This window comes from Devosia sp. 919, assembly GCF_013185965.1.
Lineage (GTDB): Bacteria > Pseudomonadota > Alphaproteobacteria > Rhizobiales > Devosiaceae > Devosia.
The window spans coordinates 319473-336622 of record NZ_JABAOL010000001.1 but is presented as its reverse complement, the minus strand read 5'-3'; the positions used below and the strand labels follow the sequence as shown (position 1 = coordinate 336622).

The window sequence follows — 17150 nt, the reverse complement described above, 5'->3', positions numbered from 1 at the left end:
CGTAACACCAAGGACCCGCAAAATGCCCAAGATGAAGACTAAATCGGGCGCCAAGAAGCGTTTCAGCTTCACGGCAACCGGTCGCGTCAAGGCCGGCGTCGCCGGCAAGCGCCACCGCCTGATCAACCACTCGGCCAAGTATATTCGCACCAATCGTGGGACCAAAATCCTGCAGAAGGGCGATGAATCGCTGGTCAAGTGGTACATGCCGTACAACCGCTAACGCTCTCGAAAGGACCCTGACACATGTCACGCGTTAAAAGAGGCGTTACCAATCACGCCCGTCACAAGAAGGTCTTGAAGGCTGCCGAGGGTTATTACGGCCGTCGCAAGTCTACGATCCGCATTGCCAAGCAGGCAGTGGAAAAGGCCGGCCAGTACGCCTACCGCGACCGCCGCGTCAAGAAGCGCAACTTCCGCGCTCTCTGGATCCAGCGCATCAACGCTGCCGTGCGCGATCACGGATTGACCTATGGCCGATTTATCGACGGCCTCAGCAAGGCTGAGATTGCCGTTGACCGCAAGGTGCTCTCCGATCTCGCGATCACCGAGCCCGCAGCGTTCGGCGCACTGGTCGAAAAGGCCAAGGCAGCCCTGGCGTATCTGGAAGGCGTTGAAGCCACCACCCACGCCCGCGTTTCTGCCTAAGACTCTCCTTCGCTGAGGTCATCATTGCGCCTTGTGCCACCCGGAAGGGCTGGTGCAAGGCGCTTTGTTTTGGTCTAACCGCGTTCACTCAATCCGGATCTCCCCATGTCTCTTGATCAGCAGATCGATCTTCTCCGCGCCGAGCTTACCGACGCCATTGCCGCTGCCGCCGATGCCGGCGCGCTGGATGCGGTTCGCGTTGCCGCGCTGGGCAAGAAGGGCAGTGTTTCGGCGCTGCTAGCGTCCCTGGGCAGCATGGCCCCTGAAGAACGTAAATCGGCGGGTCCAGCGATCAACGGGCTCAAGAGTGAAATTGCCGGCCTGATCGAAGCTCGGGGGGCAGCGCTCGAGGCCGAAGCGCTCGCAGCACGTCTAGCAGCCGAAACGGTCGACATTACCCTGCCCCTGCAGCCGGCACCGACCGCCCGGGGCCGCATCCACCCCATCAGCCAGACGCTCGATGAGATCACCGCGATCTTTTCGGATATGGGCTTTTCCATCGCCGAAGGTCCCGATATCGAGACGGACTACTACAACTTCACCGCGCTCAATTTCCCCGAAGGCCATCCGGCCCGGGAAATGCATGACACCTTTTTCATGAAGCCCGGCCCTGACGGGGTCAAAAAGCTGCTGCGCACCCACACCTCGCCGGTCCAGGTCCGGGTGATGCAGAGAACCAATGAAAAGCCGGCCGCGAGCTATATCACGCCGTCCATGGATCCGCCGATCCGGGTGGTGATTCCTGGGCGCACCTATCGCAACGACTCCGACCAGACCCACACGCCCATGTTCCATCAGGTGGAGGGGCTGGTGATCGATAAGTCCAGCCATATCGGCCAGCTGCGCTGGGTGCTCGAGGAGTTCCTCAAGGCCTATTTCGAAGTGCCGAATGTGACGCTGCGCTTCCGGCCGAGCTTTTTTCCCTTCACCGAACCCAGCATGGAAGTGGATGTGCGTTGCGACCGCTCGGGCAATGAGGTCAAGATCGGCGAAGGCAATGATTGGCTCGAGATCCTGGGCTGCGGCATGGTGCATCCCAATGTGATCCGCAATGCCGGGCTCGATCCGGACGTTTATCAGGGCTTTGCCTGGGGTATGGGGATCGACCGCATCGCCATGCTTAAGTACGGCATGCCCGATCTGCGCCAGTTCTTTGACGCCGACCAGCGTTGGCTGGACCATTATGGGTTCCGCCCGCTGGACCTGCCAACCTTGTTTGGCGGGCTGTCGAGCTAACAGTTATGGCTGACCTGCCGCCCCCTTATCGCGATGCCGTCCAGTTCAGCTTCGGCGACTCGCCCGAGCTGGCGGATGAGCTGCTTGCCCTCGTGCTTGCCGGCAAGAAGACGGCAACCTGCGGCGCCTTGCGTGATTTTGGGCCAGGCAAGAAACCCCTGCCCCAGGCCGGACGGCGCGATGTCGTGCTGAATGGAGCGGGGGAACCTGCGGCGGTGATCGAGACCCTCTCAGTCGAGGTCAAGCGGTTCGATGAGATCGGTCCGGAGTTCAGCGACCTTGAGGGCGAGGGCCCCTATGCCGAGTGGCGGGCCGGCCATGAGCGTTACTTCGCTCGCAACGGTGGCTTTGCTCCCGACATGCCGGTGGTCTGCGAGCAGTTTCGGCTCGTTGAGGTACTGCCTGCCGGGCGCCCCGTCTATAATCAGGTGGCGCGGCCAATCTTTATTGTCACCGATATCGAGTCGGACGGCCCGACGCCGCTGCACAATTCGATGTTGAGCTTTGCCGCCGTCGCGGTTGAGGCCGACGGCACGCTACATGGCGAGTTCGAGGCCGTGCTGCAGCCGCGCCCGGATCGGCAGGCCAACGAAACCACCATGGCCTGGTGGCAAACGCAACCCGAAGCCTGGGCAGCGGCCACAACGGGGGCCGAGTCCGCCGAAACGGTAATGCCGCGCTTTGCCGATTGGGTGGAAAACCTGCCCGGACCCAAGGTCTTTGCTGCCGCCCCCTTGATGTTTGACGGCCTGTGGATGGACCATTATCTCGACCAGTTTGCCGGCACGCGAGTGCTGAGCGGCCCCTTCAAGGGCCGGCAGATCTTTCGCGGCGGCGGGGTGTGCCTTTACACCATGGCCGGAGCGCTGCGTGGTGCACCCTATCTCGATTGGGGGATGAGCAAGCTGCCGGCCGAGTTCTACGGCCATATCGCCCACACCCATCATGCGATCGACGATGCCCGCGGCTTTGCCCGAGTCCTTGTCGAATTGTTCAAGATTTCCCGCGCCCTGCCGCCGATTACCGGCAGCCAGAGCGACTTCCGTTAAGGTATGCGATCATGAAGTTTACCCTTGAATGGCTCCGCGAGCATCTCGACACCACAGCCTCCGTGGATGAGATCAGCAAATCGCTGACCATGATCGGCCTCGAAGTGGAAGGCGTGGAAGATCAGGGCGAAGCGCTGAAGAGCTTTGTGGTGGCCCATGTCGTTTCGGCCGAGCAGCACCCCAATGCCGACCGGCTGCGCGTGTGCAAGGTCGATGCGGGCAGCGGCGAGATGATCGATGTCGTGTGCGGCGCGCCCAATGCCCGGACCGGGCTCAAGACCGTGTTCGCGTTCCCCGGGACCTATATCCCGGGCAAGGACATGACTATCGGGGTAGGCAATATTCGCGGCGCCGCCTCCAATGGCATGCTGTGCTCGGCGGCCGAGCTCGACCTGTCGAGCGACCATGATGGCATCATCGAGCTGCCCGAAGATGCACCCGTCGGTCACCGCTATGTCGATTATGCCGGCATCAATGGCGTCGTCTTTGACATTTCGATCACGCCCAATCGCGGCGACGCCACTGGCGTTTATGGCATAGCCCGGGATCTGGCAGCCTTTGGCCTTGGCACATTGAAGCGCACCGACATGTCTCCCGTGGCCTCGAAGGGTCCGAGCCCATTGGCGCCCCTGCCGCACCAATTCGCCGAAGGCGAGCCCAAGGCCATCCGCAAATTCGCTGGCCGGGTCATTCGCAACATCAAGAATGGCCCCTCCCCTGAGTGGCTGCAAAGCCGCCTGCGCGCGGTGGGTCTGCGCCCCATCAATGCGGTGGTGGATATCACCAATCTGGTGTCGCTGGGCTGGGGGCGTCCGCTCCACGCCTACGACGCCGACAAAATCGTGGGCCAGCCAGTGCTGCGCAATGCGCGCCCCGGGGAGAGCCTTGATGGTCTCGACAACAAGCTCCACCCACTCGACGAAACCATGACGGTGATCGCCGACGAGCAGGGGCCGCTCTGCCTTGGCGGCATCATGGGCGGCGAACGCTCGGGTTGCACCGACGGCACCACCACGATCCTGATGGAATGCGCCAGCTGGGATCCTGATCTGATTGCCCGGACCGGACGCAAGACCGGCATTGTCTCGGATGCGCGTTACCGGCTGGAGCGTGGCGTTGACCCGGCGCTGACCGAACCTGGTCTTGAGTTGGCTACCCGACTGGTGCTGGAACTTTGCGGCGGAGAGCCGGCTGAGCCGGTGATCTCGGGCGAGGACGTCTTCCCCAATACGCGGGTAGAATTCCCGCTTCCGGAGGTCAAGCGCCTGACCGGCCTGACGGTTGAACCCGGCCGGATCGAGGCCATCCTCGAACGTCTCGGTTTTGCTGTGACCGGCGGTGGTGAGACGCGCGATGTCGCAGTGCCCAGCTGGCGGCCCGACATCACGCAAAAGGCCGATATCGTAGAAGAAGTGATGCGCATGGTGGGCGTTGATGCCGTCCCCGTCGAGCCGCTGCCCCGGCTGCACCACGTCGCCCCGCGCGTGTTGACGACCATGCAGAACCGGCGGCGTATTGCGCGGCGCCTGCTGGCCGCCCGCGGTTTGGACGAGGCCGTCACCTGGTCGTTCATCTCGCACAAGGAAGCCCTGCGCTTCGGCGGAGGCGGAGAGACCCTGCAGCTGGCCAATGCCATTGCTTCCGATATGACCGATATGCGCCCTTCCCTGCTGCCGGGCCTGCTGGCTGCAGCGCGGCGCAATTCCAATCGCGGCATTGAGGATCTTGCCCTATTCGAGGTCGGGCAGGTGTTCCTGTCCGACGCTCCCGAAGGCCAGCACACCTATGCCACTGGCATTCGCACCGGCACGGCCAAGCTGACCGGCAGCGGTCGCCGCTGGGACGGCAAGGCGGAACCCGTTGGCGTGTTCGACGCCAAGGCGGATCTCGCGGCCGTGCTCGATGCGCTTGGGGTTGATATCGAGAAGGTGCAGGTGCTGCCCGAAGCCGCCTCCTGGAGCCATCCCGGCCGTGGCGGGCGCCTGGCGCTCGGACCCAAGGTGACGCTGGGCTGGTTTGGCGAGCTGCACCCGGCCCTTAGTGCCGAGCTTGATCTTGTTGGGCCCGTCGCAGCCTTCGAGATCGATCTGGATGCCTTGCCCGAGCCCCGCCGCAAGCCGACGCGCACCAAGCCGGCCCTGCCGCTTTCCAGCCTCATGCCCCTGAGCCGTGACTTCGCCTTTGTGGTCGACAAGTCGGTGTCCGCCGGGACGATCATCAAGGCCGCCCGTGGTGCCGACAAGGCACTGATTACCGGCGTCGAGGTGTTCGATGTGTATGAAGGCACCCACGTCGGCGAGGGCAAGAAGTCAGTGGCGATCGCGGTAACGCTGCAGCCTACCGACAAAACCCTGACCGACGAGCAGATCGAAAAGGTTTCGGCCGCCGTGGTCAATGCCGTCACGAAGGCCAGCGGCGGCGTGCTCCGGACCTAGGAGCCTAGCGCCGGCGGGGCCGCTCGGCGCGCCAGGCCAGCACAGAGATCAACAGGCCCAGCGCCAGAACCGAGAGCAAGGGCCAATGGCGCCATTGGGCAAACGGTGTGCTGGCCAGCCGTTCGGACGGGCGCACATCGAGCGCGGCCATCTCCAGGGGCGCCAGTTGCCCGGTGATGCGGCCCAGCGGATCCGTGGCAAAGGTAATGCCAGTATTGGCCGCCCGGATCAGGCTTATCCCCTCTTCCACCGCCCGCACCCGGGCGTGATGGGCGTGTTGAGCCGGACCGATCGAGCCGTCGAACCAGGCATCATTGGTGATGTTGAACAAAAACTGGGCTTCGGCCGTGTCCCCCAGATCACCGGAAAACAGGATTTCGTAGCAGATCAGCGCCAATAGGGACGGCGTTCCCGGCAGGTTCAGCAAGCGCCGGCGCGCATCGCCATGGCCCCAGCCTTCCGCGCCGGGCACGAACTGCTTGATGCCAAGCTGGGCAAAGAAGTCCTGAAAGGGCAGGAACTCGCCAAAGGGCACCAGGTGAGCTTTGTCGTAGCTCTCGATCACCTCACCGTCGCTGTTGATCGCCAGAATGGCGTTGAAGGGCGGACCCGACGGACTGGTCGCGCCCGGAGCAAACTGCTGGCGCGGCGCCCCGGTGAGGAGGATGGTGTCGTCCGGCAGCATGCGCGCAATCCGCGCCAGCGCATCGGGATAGGACGCCACAAAGAAGGGTAGGCTAGATTCGGGCCAAACCAGATGGGTGATGTCGGCAAGACCCTGGTCCTGCGGATCCATCCGGATTTCCGACAGCATCAGCAGCCGGTCGATGAGGCCAGCCGGATCCACCCGGGCCCAGTTGGCATGCTCATACACCAAAGGCTGCACCAGGCGCATGGCGATATCGGTACGCTCGGCGACCGGGGTGCCTGCCAGCCGGTTGAAGCCATAGCCTAGCTGGCCAGCCAGGACCGCCAGCGACAGGAAGAACGGAAGCAGCCGCCGCGACAGCGGGCGCCCGTCAGCAGGCCAGATCAGGGCCGGCGTCATTGCCAGGAGGGCCGCAACAAAGGTGAGGCCATAAACGCCCACAAGGGCCGTCGCCTGCATCATCTCGGTTGTAGGCGTCAGGGCATAGCCAAGCAGGTCGAACGGAAAGCCGGTCAGCACATGGCCGCGCGCCCATTCGGCGGCGGTCACAAAGGTCGCGAGCGTCACAATGCGCCAAGGTCCGGTGGACCAGAGTAGGTGCGCGCCAGCGCTGCCCAACCCCCAAAACAAGGCGATCAAAGCAGCAAGGGCCAAGATGGCAAAGGGCATCAGCACCAGCATGACGCCGCCGTCCACAAAGAAAGCCGCGCCCAACCAGTGCAACGCGACTGTGAAATAGCCCCAGCCGAAAGCAAAACCAATGGCGAAGGCTGGTCCGAACAATCGCCGCCAGCCGCGGCCATGCTCGGCACCATCAAGGCACCAGACCCAGACGGGAAACGCCAGGAACAGCGCCGGCAACACGAACAAGGGGGGCACAGCGAGCCCTGCCATCGCCCCGGCCAGCACAAGCAGCATGAAACGGCGCCAACCATGGCTCAGCATGGCGGTCTCGGCCAGCCAGGTCATTGCGAACTACTGCGCGAATCGGGGTGCATGGGCGCAAGCTGGCTGCGCAAAGCCCCAGCGTCAAGGCGCTGCCCGAGGCACATTGGCGAGTTGATCGGTCTCGACACCGAAGGACGACGCCGCTAGAGCGATAGCTATGCAGACCCTGCCCATCACCCTCGCCATTGATACTGCTGCGCCCCGGCTGCAGCTCGCTGTGCTGCTCGCGGATGGAAGCGTGGATGTGCTAGTCGACGAGATCGCCACCGGCCATGCCGAATTGATCTTCGGGCGGCTCGCGGCGCTGCTGGAGCGCAATGGGTTGGGTTATGCCGATCTCGGGCGGGTGGCCGTCTCGACGGGGCCCGGTTCCTTTACCGGCTTGCGGATCGGGCTTTCCGCTGCCCGAGGCATAGCGTTGGCCCGGGGCATCCCGGTGGTGGGTGCCCCGACCCTTTTGGCCCTGTCCCTCTCCGCTCCAAGCGAGGGGCCGATAGCGGTGCTGCTCGATGCGCGGCGGGGTGAGGCCTATTCCCAGACTTTCAGCACTAGAGGCGTTCCGGCCGGTGCAGCGCAATTGCTGCCCATGGCGCAAGCGGAAGCTGCGGTGCCAGCAGGGGCAACTCTGCTGCGCGGCCCCTTCATCGATGTCAGCTTGCTGGCCCGCTTTGGGGCTACCGCTGATCCGGCCGACTATCCCCCGGAAGCTGCCTATGTGCGCGAAGCAGATGCCAAGCCCCAGGCTGCCGCCCGCATACCCCGGCTCGCCCCGTGAGAAAGCTGTGGCTGGGGCCGCATGGCCTGCATGTGGAGCCCGCCCAGGTAGGCGATGCCGAGGTCTTGGCCGCTATTCACGCCCAGGGCTTCTTTCGTGGCTGGTCTCGCGAGGAGTTTGCCGACTTCCTCCAGGAAACGGAATGCACTACCCTGGTCGCCTGTGACCCACGGCGCCAAGTTGCCGGTTTCATCCTGGTGCGACTGATTGGTGATGAGGCGGAATTGCTCAGCATTGCCGTTGAGCCTAAATGGCGGGGCAAGCGGGTGGGCCAGGCTCTGCTGCGAGCGGCTCTGGATGATCTGCTGTTTACCAATGCCCGCCGCATGTTCCTGGAAGTGGATGAGCGCAACAGTGCAGCGCTGCGACTTTATCGCAGTCATGGCTTTGTGGAAGTGGGTAGGCGCAAGGGCTATTATCCCCGCCCGGATGGTTCGGCAGCCACCGCGCTTGTCATGGCCGCCGATCTTGGCTAACTCCTTCCCATAGCCTTGGCAGGACCCGCTTGTGAGCAAGACCAGCAGCGAACCGACCCTGGAAGAGGCCTGTGTGGCGCAGGGCATGCGCATGACCGACCAGCGCCGGATCATCGCCCGCGTGATCCAGGACAGTGCTGACCATCCCGTCGTCGAGGAATTGCACCGGCGCGCAGCGGCGATCGACGCCGGCATCTCACTATCCACAGTCTACCGGACGCTCAACCTGTTTGAGGAAGCCGGCCTTGTCACCAAGCACGATTTCAAGGATGGACGCGCCCGGTTCGAACTGATTCCCGACGAGCACCACGACCACCTCATCGATGTTCGAAGCGGAAGGGTGATCGAGTTCCGCAACGAGGAAATCGAGGCGATCCAGGAAGTGATTGCCAAGCGGCTGGGATACCGGCTGGTGGATCATCGCCTTGAGCTTTATGCCGTGCCGATCGAAACCGGATCCAAGCCCGCCAAGGGCGAGCCGCAGTAGCACTGCCGTCCCAAGTTAACACTAACCGCCGAGCCTTCTAGCGTTAACGAGCCTTCGACGAGTACAGCATCCTTGCTGGCGCTGCAGGGAGGTTGGCGTGGCTTGGCAATTGATCGCGATCTGGACGCTAGTGGTGCCCGCCGTGCTGTGGTTTGCAGTGGATGAGCGCCAAGAGCATCGTCGCCGGCGGAGGGCGGCCCGGCTCTACCCTTCCCCTGCCCCACGAGCCGCGGCAGAGGCTCAAAACGCTCAGACTTTTCCCGGCCTTTCGCCCGCCTACCGCGCCTTCCTGCAGACCACAGGCAATCAGCCCTATACCTGATCGAGCTTCGATTTCAGCCGCGCCAAAATGTCGGCGGCTTTCACCAGCAAGGCCATGTCGATATCTTCTTCGCTCATGGTTTCGGACGTGTTGGCCCAAACCGGGATATCCAGATCGTGGCGCTGTTCGCGCCCATCGCGTATTTCGGTCAGCACGGCGCGCACCTTGCCAGTTACGCGGTGAGGCAAGCGGGGATGGGCGCTTTTATGCGCTACGGCAATGTCGATAAGTTGGTAAGTCAAACGGTTACGGCCCTGTGGACAGGCAACGATGCTGGACGTTTAGCGTTCCAGCCCAGTTAACCGCCTCGAACTAAAGGCGGTTCTCCACAGCGTGCGGGAGGGTCAAACGCGCACGGCGTGCTCTACCCGACCAGCATCACCAAAAACGCGCAGATAACGCTCAATTTCGCTTTTCTCGCCAGTTGCCTTGGCCGGATTATCGGACAGCTTGACCGCCGGCCGCCCATTGGCCTCGCTGACCTTGATGACGATCGAAATTGGGTCCAGTCCCGGATTGGGCTCTGGCGCGCAGCCTTCAAAATCATTGGTCAGGTTGGTGCCCCAGCCAAAGGCCATGCGCACGCGCCCGTCGAAGTGCAAATAGGCCTCTTCGATCATGTCGACATCGAGCCCATCGGAAAAGATCAGCAATTTGTCACGCGGGTCGCGCCCCCGCTCCTGCCACCAACGGATGATGCGTTCGCCGCCGGCAATAGCGGGGGCACTATCTGGGCGGAAGCCAGTCCAGTCGGCAACCCAATCGGGGGCATGCTTGAGAAAGGAATCAGTGCCGAAGGCATCGGGCAGCACGATCTTGAGATTGCCGCCATAATAGCTTTCCCAGTCCTGCAGCACGCCATAGGGGGCCTGGCGCAGGGCGTCATCGGTCTTGGCCAGCGCCGCGAGGACCATTGGGAGCTCATGCGCATTGGTGCCGAGAGCCTCGAGATCGGTATCCATGGCCAGCATGACATTGGAGGTACCGGTAAAAGCTTCCCCGATCCCTTCCTTGAGCGCCTCGACGCACCAGCGCTGCCAGAGGAAAGAATGGCGACGGCGTGTGCCAAAATCGGAAATGCGCAATTCCGGCAGCTTTTGCAGCCGTTCCACCTTTTCCCACATCTTGGCCTTGGCCCGGGCGTAGAGCACATCAAGCGTGAAGGGCCCGTAGCGCTTCATCGCGGCCCGGCTGCGCAACTCGTTGATGATTGAAAGTGCGGGAATCTCCCACATCGAGGTTTCCAACCACTTGCCTGGAAATTCCAGCACGAACTGACCGTCGCGCTGCTCCAGATGGTATTCCGGCAGCCGGAAGTCTTCGAGCCATTGCAGAAAGGCTGGCTCGAAAATCTGGCGCGAGCCGTAAAAGGTATTGCCGGCCAGCCAGATCATTTCCTTTTTGGAGAAGCGCAGAGTGCGCGCGTGATCAAGCTGGGCGCGCAACTCGGCGATGTCGATCTCATGGGCAAGCTGAACCGAGCGGGTGCGGTTGATCAGGGAGAAGGTGACGTCGATCTTGGGGTACAAGCCCCAGATCATCTGAAGCATCAATAGCTTATAGAAGTCGGTGTCCAGAAGGCTCCGGATGATCGGGTCGAGCTTCCAGGTATGATCATAGACCCGCCGAGCGATATCTGTTGTGGGCACGCGGTTCACCTCCAGCTGACGCGGCCGCCTTGTAGCGCGGCGGGCGGTGGATGGAAAGCGGCTGCAGCGGGTTGGGTCGCCGAGTGATTGAGAACCCTCGAGCGGGGCTCAACCCCGAGACAAGTCTCGTCAGGGAAGTTATCGAAGGATTGGTGGAGCCAAGCGGGATCGAACCGCTGACCTCTTGCATGCCATGCAAGCGCTCTCCCAGCTGAGCTATGGCCCCATCTTTTCGGGTTCGTCCGGGTCATTCCCGTCCGAAGCGAGGCGGAACCTATTGGATGCTCCGTCCCCTTGCAAGTGCCTAAATGACACTTTTTTATTTCGCCGGCCGAAAGCTTGGCCGGCGAAAAAATTCAAGCGAAATCAACGATCCTCGTCGCCGCCAACATCGAATGCCAGGCTGTCGTCCTCGTCGTCTTCCTCTTCCAGGAACACGTCTTCGTCGTCGCCGAGTTCCTCGTCGACCTCGACATCCTCGACATCAGGGATCTCGTCCTCGCCGGCTTCTTCAGCATCGGCGTCCTCGAGCGAAACGATCTCGGGCGCTGCCGCGTCCACGACCTCGTCTTCTTCTTCCGTCTCGTCTTCTTCCTCAACTTTCCGGGCGGTTGCCGGGGAAGCCTTGCCGACCAGCACCTGCTCGAAGTAGGACCGCGGATAGCTCTTGCCGGTATAAGGCGAAACGATCGGGTCCATGTTGAGGTCGTAGAACTTCTTGCCGGTGTCGGGATCGGTCCGCTTGGTGCCGCGTTCGGAACTGGCCATGGGTGGTCCTCGTCGATGGGAGAGCGCGGGGCAAGCCCCGCATTGGCTCGTCCGGTTATGGGCAAACCTTGCCCCTGTCAAACCGAAAATGCTAAGCCCGCCCCGCCGTTCCAGCCGCCCGGAGAAAGCCATGATCATCGCCGTCGACGGACCCGCTGCTTCGGGCAAGGGCACGCTCGCGAGCGGCCTCGCCCGCCATTACGGGCTGCCGCATCTGGATACGGGCCTGTTGTACCGCGCTGTCGGGCAGGCGGTGGACGGCTTTGAGGACGCCCCGGATTTTCAGAACCGCGCCATCGCAGCGGCCCGGAAGCTTGATGAGGGGGACTTGCAGTCCGAACTACTGCTTTCGGCGCGGGCGGGCCAGCTGGCGTCCAAAGTCGCCGTGATTGGAGAAGTCCGTCAGGCACTCTTTGACTATCAGCGCCAGTTTGCCCTGCAGGAGGGCGGTGCCGTACTCGATGGTCGCGACATCGGTACCGTGATCTGCCCCGAGGCGGATGCTAAGCTCTTTATCCAGGCTGATTCCAAGGCGCGCATGGAAAGGCGAGCCCGCCAGCTGGAAATGCGCGGTCAGGTGGTTGATCGCTACGCCCTTTATCACCAAATAGAAGAGCGGGATGCCCGGGACATGGCCAATCCCCATGGCGGTTTTTACAAGGCAGCGGACGCGCACTTGCTCGACACCACGCTTCTCGATATAGAAGCCGCACTCCGCGCGGCCATCGCTATTGTCGATGGAGCCATCAGGCGCAAGGCAGGGCTCGTGCCCTAATTCAATCCTTGTGCATGCAGGCTTCGGCTGCCGGGCAGAATACCCAACATTGCCGTTCCGATCGGGCGCCCGCGCGCCGGCATCTGACCAACAGATGGCGAGCCCCCATTGCGACAATGCCAACCCCCAACCGCCGGCGCATCTGGAGATGAATTTGGCACAGCAAACTGTGACTAAAGAAGATTTTGAATCCCTGTTGATGGACTCGTTCATCGACAACGAGCCTTTGGAAGGCACCGTCGTTAAGGGAACCGTGGTCGCGATCGAAAAGGATCTGGCGATCATCGATGTCGGTCTAAAGACCGAAGGGCGCATTGCGCTCAAGGAATTCGGCCAGGCTGGCCGTGACGGCACCATCACCGTCGGCTCGGTCGTGGAAGTCTATGTCGATCGCGTCGAGAACGCGATGGGCGAAGCGGTGCTGAGCCGCGAGAAGGCCCGCCGTGAAGAGAGCTGGGTCAAGCTCGAAGAAATGTACAACAATAACGAGCGCGTTGAAGGCACGATCTTCAACCAGGTCAAGGGCGGCTTCACGGTCGACCTCGAAGGCGCCATCGCCTTCCTGCCGCGCTCGCAGGTCGATATCCGCCCAATCCGCGATATCGCTCCCCTGATGAACGTTCCCCAGCCCTTCCAGATCCTCAAGATGGACAAGCGCCGCGGCAATATCGTCGTGTCGCGTCGCGCCATTCTGGAAGAATCCCGCGCTGAACAGCGTTCGGAAATCGTCCAGCAGCTGGAAGAAGGTCAGGTTGTCGACGGCGTGGTCAAGAACATCACCGATTACGGTGCGTTCGTGGACCTCGGCGGTATCGATGGTCTGCTCCACGTCACCGACATCGCTTGGCGCCGGGTCAATCACCCGTCCGAAGTGCTCACGATCGGCGAGACCATCAAGGTCCAGATCGTGCGCATCAACCACGAATCGCACCGCATCAGCCTGGGCATGAAGCAGTTGCAGGCCGATCCGTGGGAAGGCATCGAAGCCAAGTACCCGATCAACGCCAAGTTCTCCGGTCGCGTCACCAACATCACCGACTACGGTGCGTTTGTGGAGCTGGAGCCAGGCATTGAAGGCCTGATCCACGTCTCAGAAATGAGCTGGACCAAGAAGAACGTCCACCCCGGCAAGATCGTCTCCACCTCTCAGGAAGTGGAAGTGGTGGTGCTCGAGGTCGATCCCGACAAGCGCCGTATCTCGCTTGGCCTCAAGCAGACCCTGGCCAATCCGTGGGAATCGTTTGCTGACAAGTTCCCCGTGGGTTCGGTCATCGAAGGCGAAGTCAAGAACAAGACCGAATTTGGTTTGTTCATCGGCCTCGAAGGCGATGTGGACGGCATGGTGCACCTCAGCGACCTCGATTGGCAGAAGTCCGGCGAAATCGCGCTCGACGACTACAACCGCGGCGACATGGTGCAGGCCAAGGTGCTCGACGTCGATGTCGAGAAGGAACGTATCTCCCTGGGTATCAAGCAGCTAGCCACCGGCGAGACTGCATCCTCGGCTGAGGGCGAGACCGGCGGCATCCGCAAGGGCGCTGTGGTCACCGGCACCGTGATCGACGTCAACGATGGCGGCATTGAAGTCAAGCTGGCCGATAGCGACATGACGGCCTTCATCCGCCGCGCCGACCTGTCGCGTGATCGCAACGACCAGCGTCCCGAGCGTTTCAGCAAGGGCGAAAAGGTCGACGCACGCGTCACCCAGTACGATCGCAAGACCTCGCGCATCCAGCTCTCGATCAAGGCGCTGGAAATTGCCGAGGAAAAGGAAGCCGTGGCCAATTACGGTTCCTCCGATTCGGGCGCTTCGCTCGGTGACATCCTGGGCGCTGCGCTCAAGGGTCGCGACAACAACTAAGATCGGCTTCATGCCATCTGGACCCGCGCTTTCTAGCGCGGGTCCTTTCTTTTGCGGGTATGCCATGACAAGCAAGGGTATTCACTGGCGGGGCATGACGACGCTGGATCTGCCGGCGGTGCAAGCTATTGCCGCTTGCGTGCATCCTAGCTTTCCCGAGGATCTTGCGGTGTTTGCCGAGCGCCGCGCCTTGTACCCGGATGGCGCCTGGCTGCTGGACATCAATGGCGCACCGAGCGGTTATTTCCTCACCCACCCTTGGACTGCCGGCACCATGCCGAAGCTCAATCAGCTTTACGGCACCCTGCCGAGCGGGCCGCGAACCTATTATCTGCACGATCTGGCACTTCTGCCCCAGGCTCGCGGCCATGGAGCGGCTGGAGTGATCGTCGAGCAGGTGCTGGACCATGCCAAGCGCGCCGGCTTTGCCACGGCTAGCCTTGCCGCCGTCAATGGCTCGGCGCCGTTCTGGAGCCGGCAAGGCTTCGTCCCTGTTGATGTGCCCGAGTTGCGCGAAGCGCTGCTGAGCTATGAAGACGCCGCGCAATATATGGTGCGGCAACTGAGCTGACCCGCCGCATGCTTGCTTTCCCGGGCCCGCCTCGCTACCGCTTGGCGGGCAAAGAGTGAGCCGATCATGACCGAGCAGCCTTTTCCCGAGCCTACCCGCCCGTTCGATCCGCATGGGGCGCTTGCTGCCGTCCATTTCCGCCGGTCACGCCGTTGGTGGCGCATTGTTGCCGCGCTTGCCATTGTCGTGGCCATCCTGGCGCTGCTGGGTCGGTTCACCGGTGGCGATGGCGTGGTCGGCGACCACATTGCCCGGGTTGTGATCGATGGCGCGATCAGCACCAATCGTGATCGGCTGGAAGCGTTGGAAGAGCTCGCCGAGGACGACAGCGTCACCGCTGTCATCGTGGCCATCAACTCACCTGGCGGCACGACTGCGGGCGGCGAGGAACTCTATGAAGCGCTGAGCCGACTGCGCCAAACCAAGCCTGTTGTCGCGGTGGTCCAGGAACTGGGCGCATCGGCCGCCTATATGACCGCCATCGCCGCAGATCGCGTTTTGGCGCGACGACTGTCCATCGTTGGCTCCATTGGCGTGCTGTACCAGCATGTGAATGCCGGCAAGCTGATGGATATAATTGGCGTCAATCTCGACAAAGTTGCTTCAGGCCCGCTCAAGGCTGAACCCGACTTTGATGAACCTTTGGTGGGCCCAGCACGCGAATCCATCGCGGCCCTCGTCAACGACAGCTTTGAGTGGTTCGTAGACGTAGTGGCGGAACGGCGGGGCTTGCCGCGCCCCGAAGCGCTGGCGCTGGCGGACGGGCGTATTGTCACAGGGCGAATGGCTGTTGCAAGCAAACTGATCGACGGTATCGGGTCCGAGCGTGAGGCGGTTGAGTGGCTAGTGGCGGAGCGCGGCATTGCCGAGAATCTGGAGCTTGTGACCGCTTGGCCCAAACCTGATCAGGGTCTGGGCTGGATCGGCGCCATGATCTCCGGGCAGGCGCGGGCGGCACTCGGGCTGCCTCCTGCCGGTGCCATCGCGCTTGACGGGTTGGTTTCGCTTTGGCAGGTTGACCCCGCCTCGTGAGTGGGGACGGATTAGGGCACCTTCGGAGCCAAACATGATCAAGTCGGAACTCGTCGAGAAACTTGCGGCCGAAAATCCGCACCTGTTCCAGCGCGATATCGAAAACATCGTCAATGCCATTCTGGATGAGATCGGCGATGCAATGGCGCGGGGCGACCGGGTGGAACTGCGTGGGTTCGGGGCCTTTTCGGTCAAGAACCGGCCGGCGCGCCTCGGGCGCAATCCGCGTACTGGCGAGCAGGTGGATGTGGGGGAGAAATACGTTCCCCAGTTCAAGGCTGGCAAAGAAATCCGCGAGCGGCTAAACCGTTCGTAACGGGCACACAGCCCAAGGCAGCGCTTTTATGGTCAAGAAAATCGTCGGCTGGCTGGTTCTGGTGCCGCTATGCGCCCTCTTGATCGTGTTCGCGCTGGCCAACCGCCATTTCGTGCTGATCAACTTCAACCCGTTCGTGCCCGTCGAATCCATGGCGACACCCGGTTATGGCGTGCCGTTGTTCGTCGTGCTCTATGTCGTGTTGCTGGTGGGCGTGCTCCTTGGGGGTATTGCCACCTGGTTCGCCCAGGCTCGGCATCGCAGTGGCGAGCGGCATTGGCGGCGTGAAGCCTATGCCTTTCAAAGCGAGCTCGAAAGCTTGCGCAAAACCCCGGCAGGGGGCGCCAGCGCCCCGCTTGCCGAAGTGGATGATCTTTTGGAACTGCGCTGATGCGCACCTTGCCCCCCAATCCGTGACAGGCGATGGCAGACCCTCTTATCATCAAGATTTGCGGCATCAAGACCACTGAAATGCTGGAAACCGTCATTGAGGCGGGCGCCGACATGGTGGGCTTCGTGCATTTCGTGCGTTCACCCCGGCATTGCACCATCGAGGACATTGCCGGGCTGATTTCCACTGCTCGTGGCCGGATCGAGAGCAGCGTGTTGCTGGTCAATCCGGACAATTCCTGCGTCGCCGAAGTAGCGGCGCTCGGCCCAGACTGGATTCAGTTGCATGGGCCCGAAAGCCCGCACCGCGTCGCGGCGATCCGCACTGAAGCGGGCGTTGAGATCATCAAGGCGGTGCCGATCGGGACTGCCGAGGACGTCGCCAATGTGGCTGGTTTCTCTGAAGTGGCCGACCGTATTCTGCTTGATGCCAAGCCACCCAAGGGCGCCGACCGGCCGGGCGGTCTGGGAGAGACCTTTGACTGGTCGCTGCTCGAGGCGCTCGACCCCGCCATACCCTTCATGCTGTCGGGCGGCCTGACGCCCACCACTGTCGCTGACGCCATCCGCATCGTGCGGCCAATGGGCGTGGATGTGTCCTCGGGGGTGGAATCCTCACCTGGCGTAAAAGACAAACGCCTGGTCGAAGCCTTTATCCGGAACGCCCGCGCCGCGCTTTGAGTTTGCAATTGGGACGTTGCAGGGCCTATTGAAGCGGCAAGCTCCGGCTTCCTTTCTGCTCCGCGATCGATTGGCGAGACCC

The 17150-nt window shown here is 62.3% G+C and carries 20 protein-coding genes and 1 tRNA gene; 16 read left to right on the top strand and 5 right to left on the bottom strand.

The genetic code is table 11. The annotated features are described in order from the left end of the window. Positions 1-22: 22 nt before the first annotated feature. The 5 genes from rpmI (at position 23) to pheT (ending at position 5368) form a co-directional block, all read left to right on the top strand. Positions 23-223, top strand: a complete 201-nt coding sequence (gene rpmI, locus HRQ64_RS01650) for a 50S ribosomal protein L35 (RefSeq protein ID WP_127755056.1) — start codon at positions 23-25, stop codon at positions 221-223. A gap of 23 nt (positions 224-246) precedes the next feature. Continuing rightward, entirely contained in the window at positions 247-648 is a 402-nt protein-coding gene (rplT, locus tag HRQ64_RS01645; RefSeq protein WP_127755055.1) for a 50S ribosomal protein L20, read from the top strand. 105 nt (positions 649-753) lie between these two features. Continuing rightward, a complete protein-coding gene (pheS, locus tag HRQ64_RS01640) occupies positions 754-1884 on the top strand; it encodes a phenylalanine--tRNA ligase subunit alpha (RefSeq protein ID WP_172121765.1) in 1131 nt (376 codons plus the stop codon). A 5-nt stretch (positions 1885-1889) separates the two neighbouring features. After that, the gene (locus HRQ64_RS20420; protein ID WP_210258486.1) at positions 1890-2933 is read left to right on the top strand and encodes an ASCH domain-containing protein; all 1044 of its coding nucleotides are present in this window, start codon (positions 1890-1892) and stop codon (positions 2931-2933) included. 11 nt (positions 2934-2944) lie between these two features. Continuing rightward, the gene (pheT, locus tag HRQ64_RS01630; protein ID WP_172121764.1) at positions 2945-5368 is read left to right on the top strand and encodes a phenylalanine--tRNA ligase subunit beta; all 2424 of its coding nucleotides are present in this window, start codon (positions 2945-2947) and stop codon (positions 5366-5368) included. Positions 5369-5372: 4 nt separating this feature from the next. Here the strand turns inward: pheT and lnt are convergent, their stop codons facing one another. Then, entirely contained in the window at positions 5373-6986 is a 1614-nt protein-coding gene (gene lnt, locus HRQ64_RS01625) for an apolipoprotein N-acyltransferase (protein WP_172121763.1), read from the bottom strand. 136 nt (positions 6987-7122) lie between these two features. Here lnt and tsaB point away from each other — a divergent pair, with 136 nt between their 5' ends. The 4 genes from tsaB (at position 7123) to HRQ64_RS01605 (ending at position 9025) form a co-directional block, all read left to right on the top strand. Next, a complete protein-coding gene (gene tsaB, locus HRQ64_RS01620) occupies positions 7123-7740 on the top strand; it encodes a tRNA (adenosine(37)-N6)-threonylcarbamoyltransferase complex dimerization subunit type 1 TsaB (RefSeq protein WP_172121762.1) in 618 nt (205 codons plus the stop codon). Continuing rightward, on the top strand, positions 7737-8216 hold the full coding sequence (rimI, locus tag HRQ64_RS01615; RefSeq protein ID WP_127755050.1) for a ribosomal protein S18-alanine N-acetyltransferase: 480 nt from the start codon (positions 7737-7739) through the stop codon (positions 8214-8216). The genes tsaB and rimI overlap by 4 nt, the downstream gene beginning before the upstream one ends. Before the next feature lie 85 nt (positions 8217-8301). Next, positions 8302-8703 carry a Fur family transcriptional regulator gene (locus tag HRQ64_RS01610; protein ID WP_127755392.1) on the top strand — a complete coding sequence of 134 codons (402 nt, stop codon included), beginning with the start codon at positions 8302-8304 and terminating at the stop codon, positions 8701-8703. A gap of 97 nt (positions 8704-8800) precedes the next feature. Beyond that, a complete protein-coding gene (locus tag HRQ64_RS01605; RefSeq protein WP_172121761.1) occupies positions 8801-9025 on the top strand; it encodes a hypothetical protein in 225 nt (74 codons plus the stop codon). Here the strand turns inward: HRQ64_RS01605 and HRQ64_RS01600 are convergent. The 4 genes from HRQ64_RS01600 to HRQ64_RS01585 form a co-directional block, all read right to left on the bottom strand. Beyond that, complete coding sequence (locus tag HRQ64_RS01600; RefSeq protein WP_172121760.1) at positions 9016-9267, bottom strand: hypothetical protein; 252 nt, start codon at positions 9265-9267, stop codon at positions 9016-9018. The two genes, HRQ64_RS01605 and HRQ64_RS01600, sit on opposite strands and share 10 nt — an antisense overlap. A gap of 102 nt (positions 9268-9369) precedes the next feature. Next, the gene (gene pncB, locus HRQ64_RS01595; protein WP_172121759.1) at positions 9370-10674 is read right to left on the bottom strand and encodes a nicotinate phosphoribosyltransferase; all 1305 of its coding nucleotides are present in this window, start codon (positions 10672-10674) and stop codon (positions 9370-9372) included. Positions 10675-10824: 150 nt separating this feature from the next. Next, a tRNA-Ala gene (locus tag HRQ64_RS01590) sits at positions 10825-10900 on the bottom strand. Between the two features lie 140 nt (positions 10901-11040). Then, on the bottom strand, positions 11041-11442 hold the full coding sequence (locus tag HRQ64_RS01585; protein ID WP_127755047.1) for a TIGR02300 family protein: 402 nt from the start codon (positions 11440-11442) through the stop codon (positions 11041-11043). 130 nt (positions 11443-11572) lie between these two features. Between HRQ64_RS01585 and HRQ64_RS01580 the strand changes: the two genes are divergently transcribed. The 7 genes from HRQ64_RS01580 (at position 11573) to HRQ64_RS01550 (ending at position 17068) form a co-directional block, all read left to right on the top strand. Then, positions 11573-12217: a (d)CMP kinase gene (locus HRQ64_RS01580; protein ID WP_172121758.1), complete on the top strand. Its 645-nt coding sequence runs from the start codon at positions 11573-11575 to the stop codon at positions 12215-12217. 94 nt (positions 12218-12311) lie between these two features. Beyond that, a complete protein-coding gene (gene rpsA, locus HRQ64_RS01575; RefSeq protein ID WP_282567568.1) occupies positions 12312-14078 on the top strand; it encodes a 30S ribosomal protein S1 in 1767 nt (588 codons plus the stop codon). Between the two features lie 64 nt (positions 14079-14142). Continuing rightward, the gene (locus HRQ64_RS01570) at positions 14143-14649 is read left to right on the top strand and encodes a GNAT family N-acetyltransferase (RefSeq protein WP_248307152.1); all 507 of its coding nucleotides are present in this window, start codon (positions 14143-14145) and stop codon (positions 14647-14649) included. A 66-nt stretch (positions 14650-14715) separates the two neighbouring features. Next, positions 14716-15681 carry a signal peptide peptidase SppA gene (sppA, locus tag HRQ64_RS01565; RefSeq protein WP_172121757.1) on the top strand — a complete coding sequence of 322 codons (966 nt, stop codon included), beginning with the start codon at positions 14716-14718 and terminating at the stop codon, positions 15679-15681. A gap of 34 nt (positions 15682-15715) precedes the next feature. Further along, positions 15716-15997 carry an integration host factor subunit beta gene (locus HRQ64_RS01560; RefSeq protein WP_127755043.1) on the top strand — a complete coding sequence of 94 codons (282 nt, stop codon included), beginning with the start codon at positions 15716-15718 and terminating at the stop codon, positions 15995-15997. Between the two features lie 28 nt (positions 15998-16025). Continuing rightward, positions 16026-16388, top strand: a complete 363-nt coding sequence (locus HRQ64_RS01555; RefSeq protein WP_172121756.1) for a lipopolysaccharide assembly protein LapA domain-containing protein — start codon at positions 16026-16028, stop codon at positions 16386-16388. Positions 16389-16420: 32 nt separating this feature from the next. Continuing rightward, a complete protein-coding gene (locus tag HRQ64_RS01550) occupies positions 16421-17068 on the top strand; it encodes a phosphoribosylanthranilate isomerase (RefSeq protein ID WP_172121755.1) in 648 nt (215 codons plus the stop codon). Positions 17069-17150 lie beyond the last annotated feature (82 nt).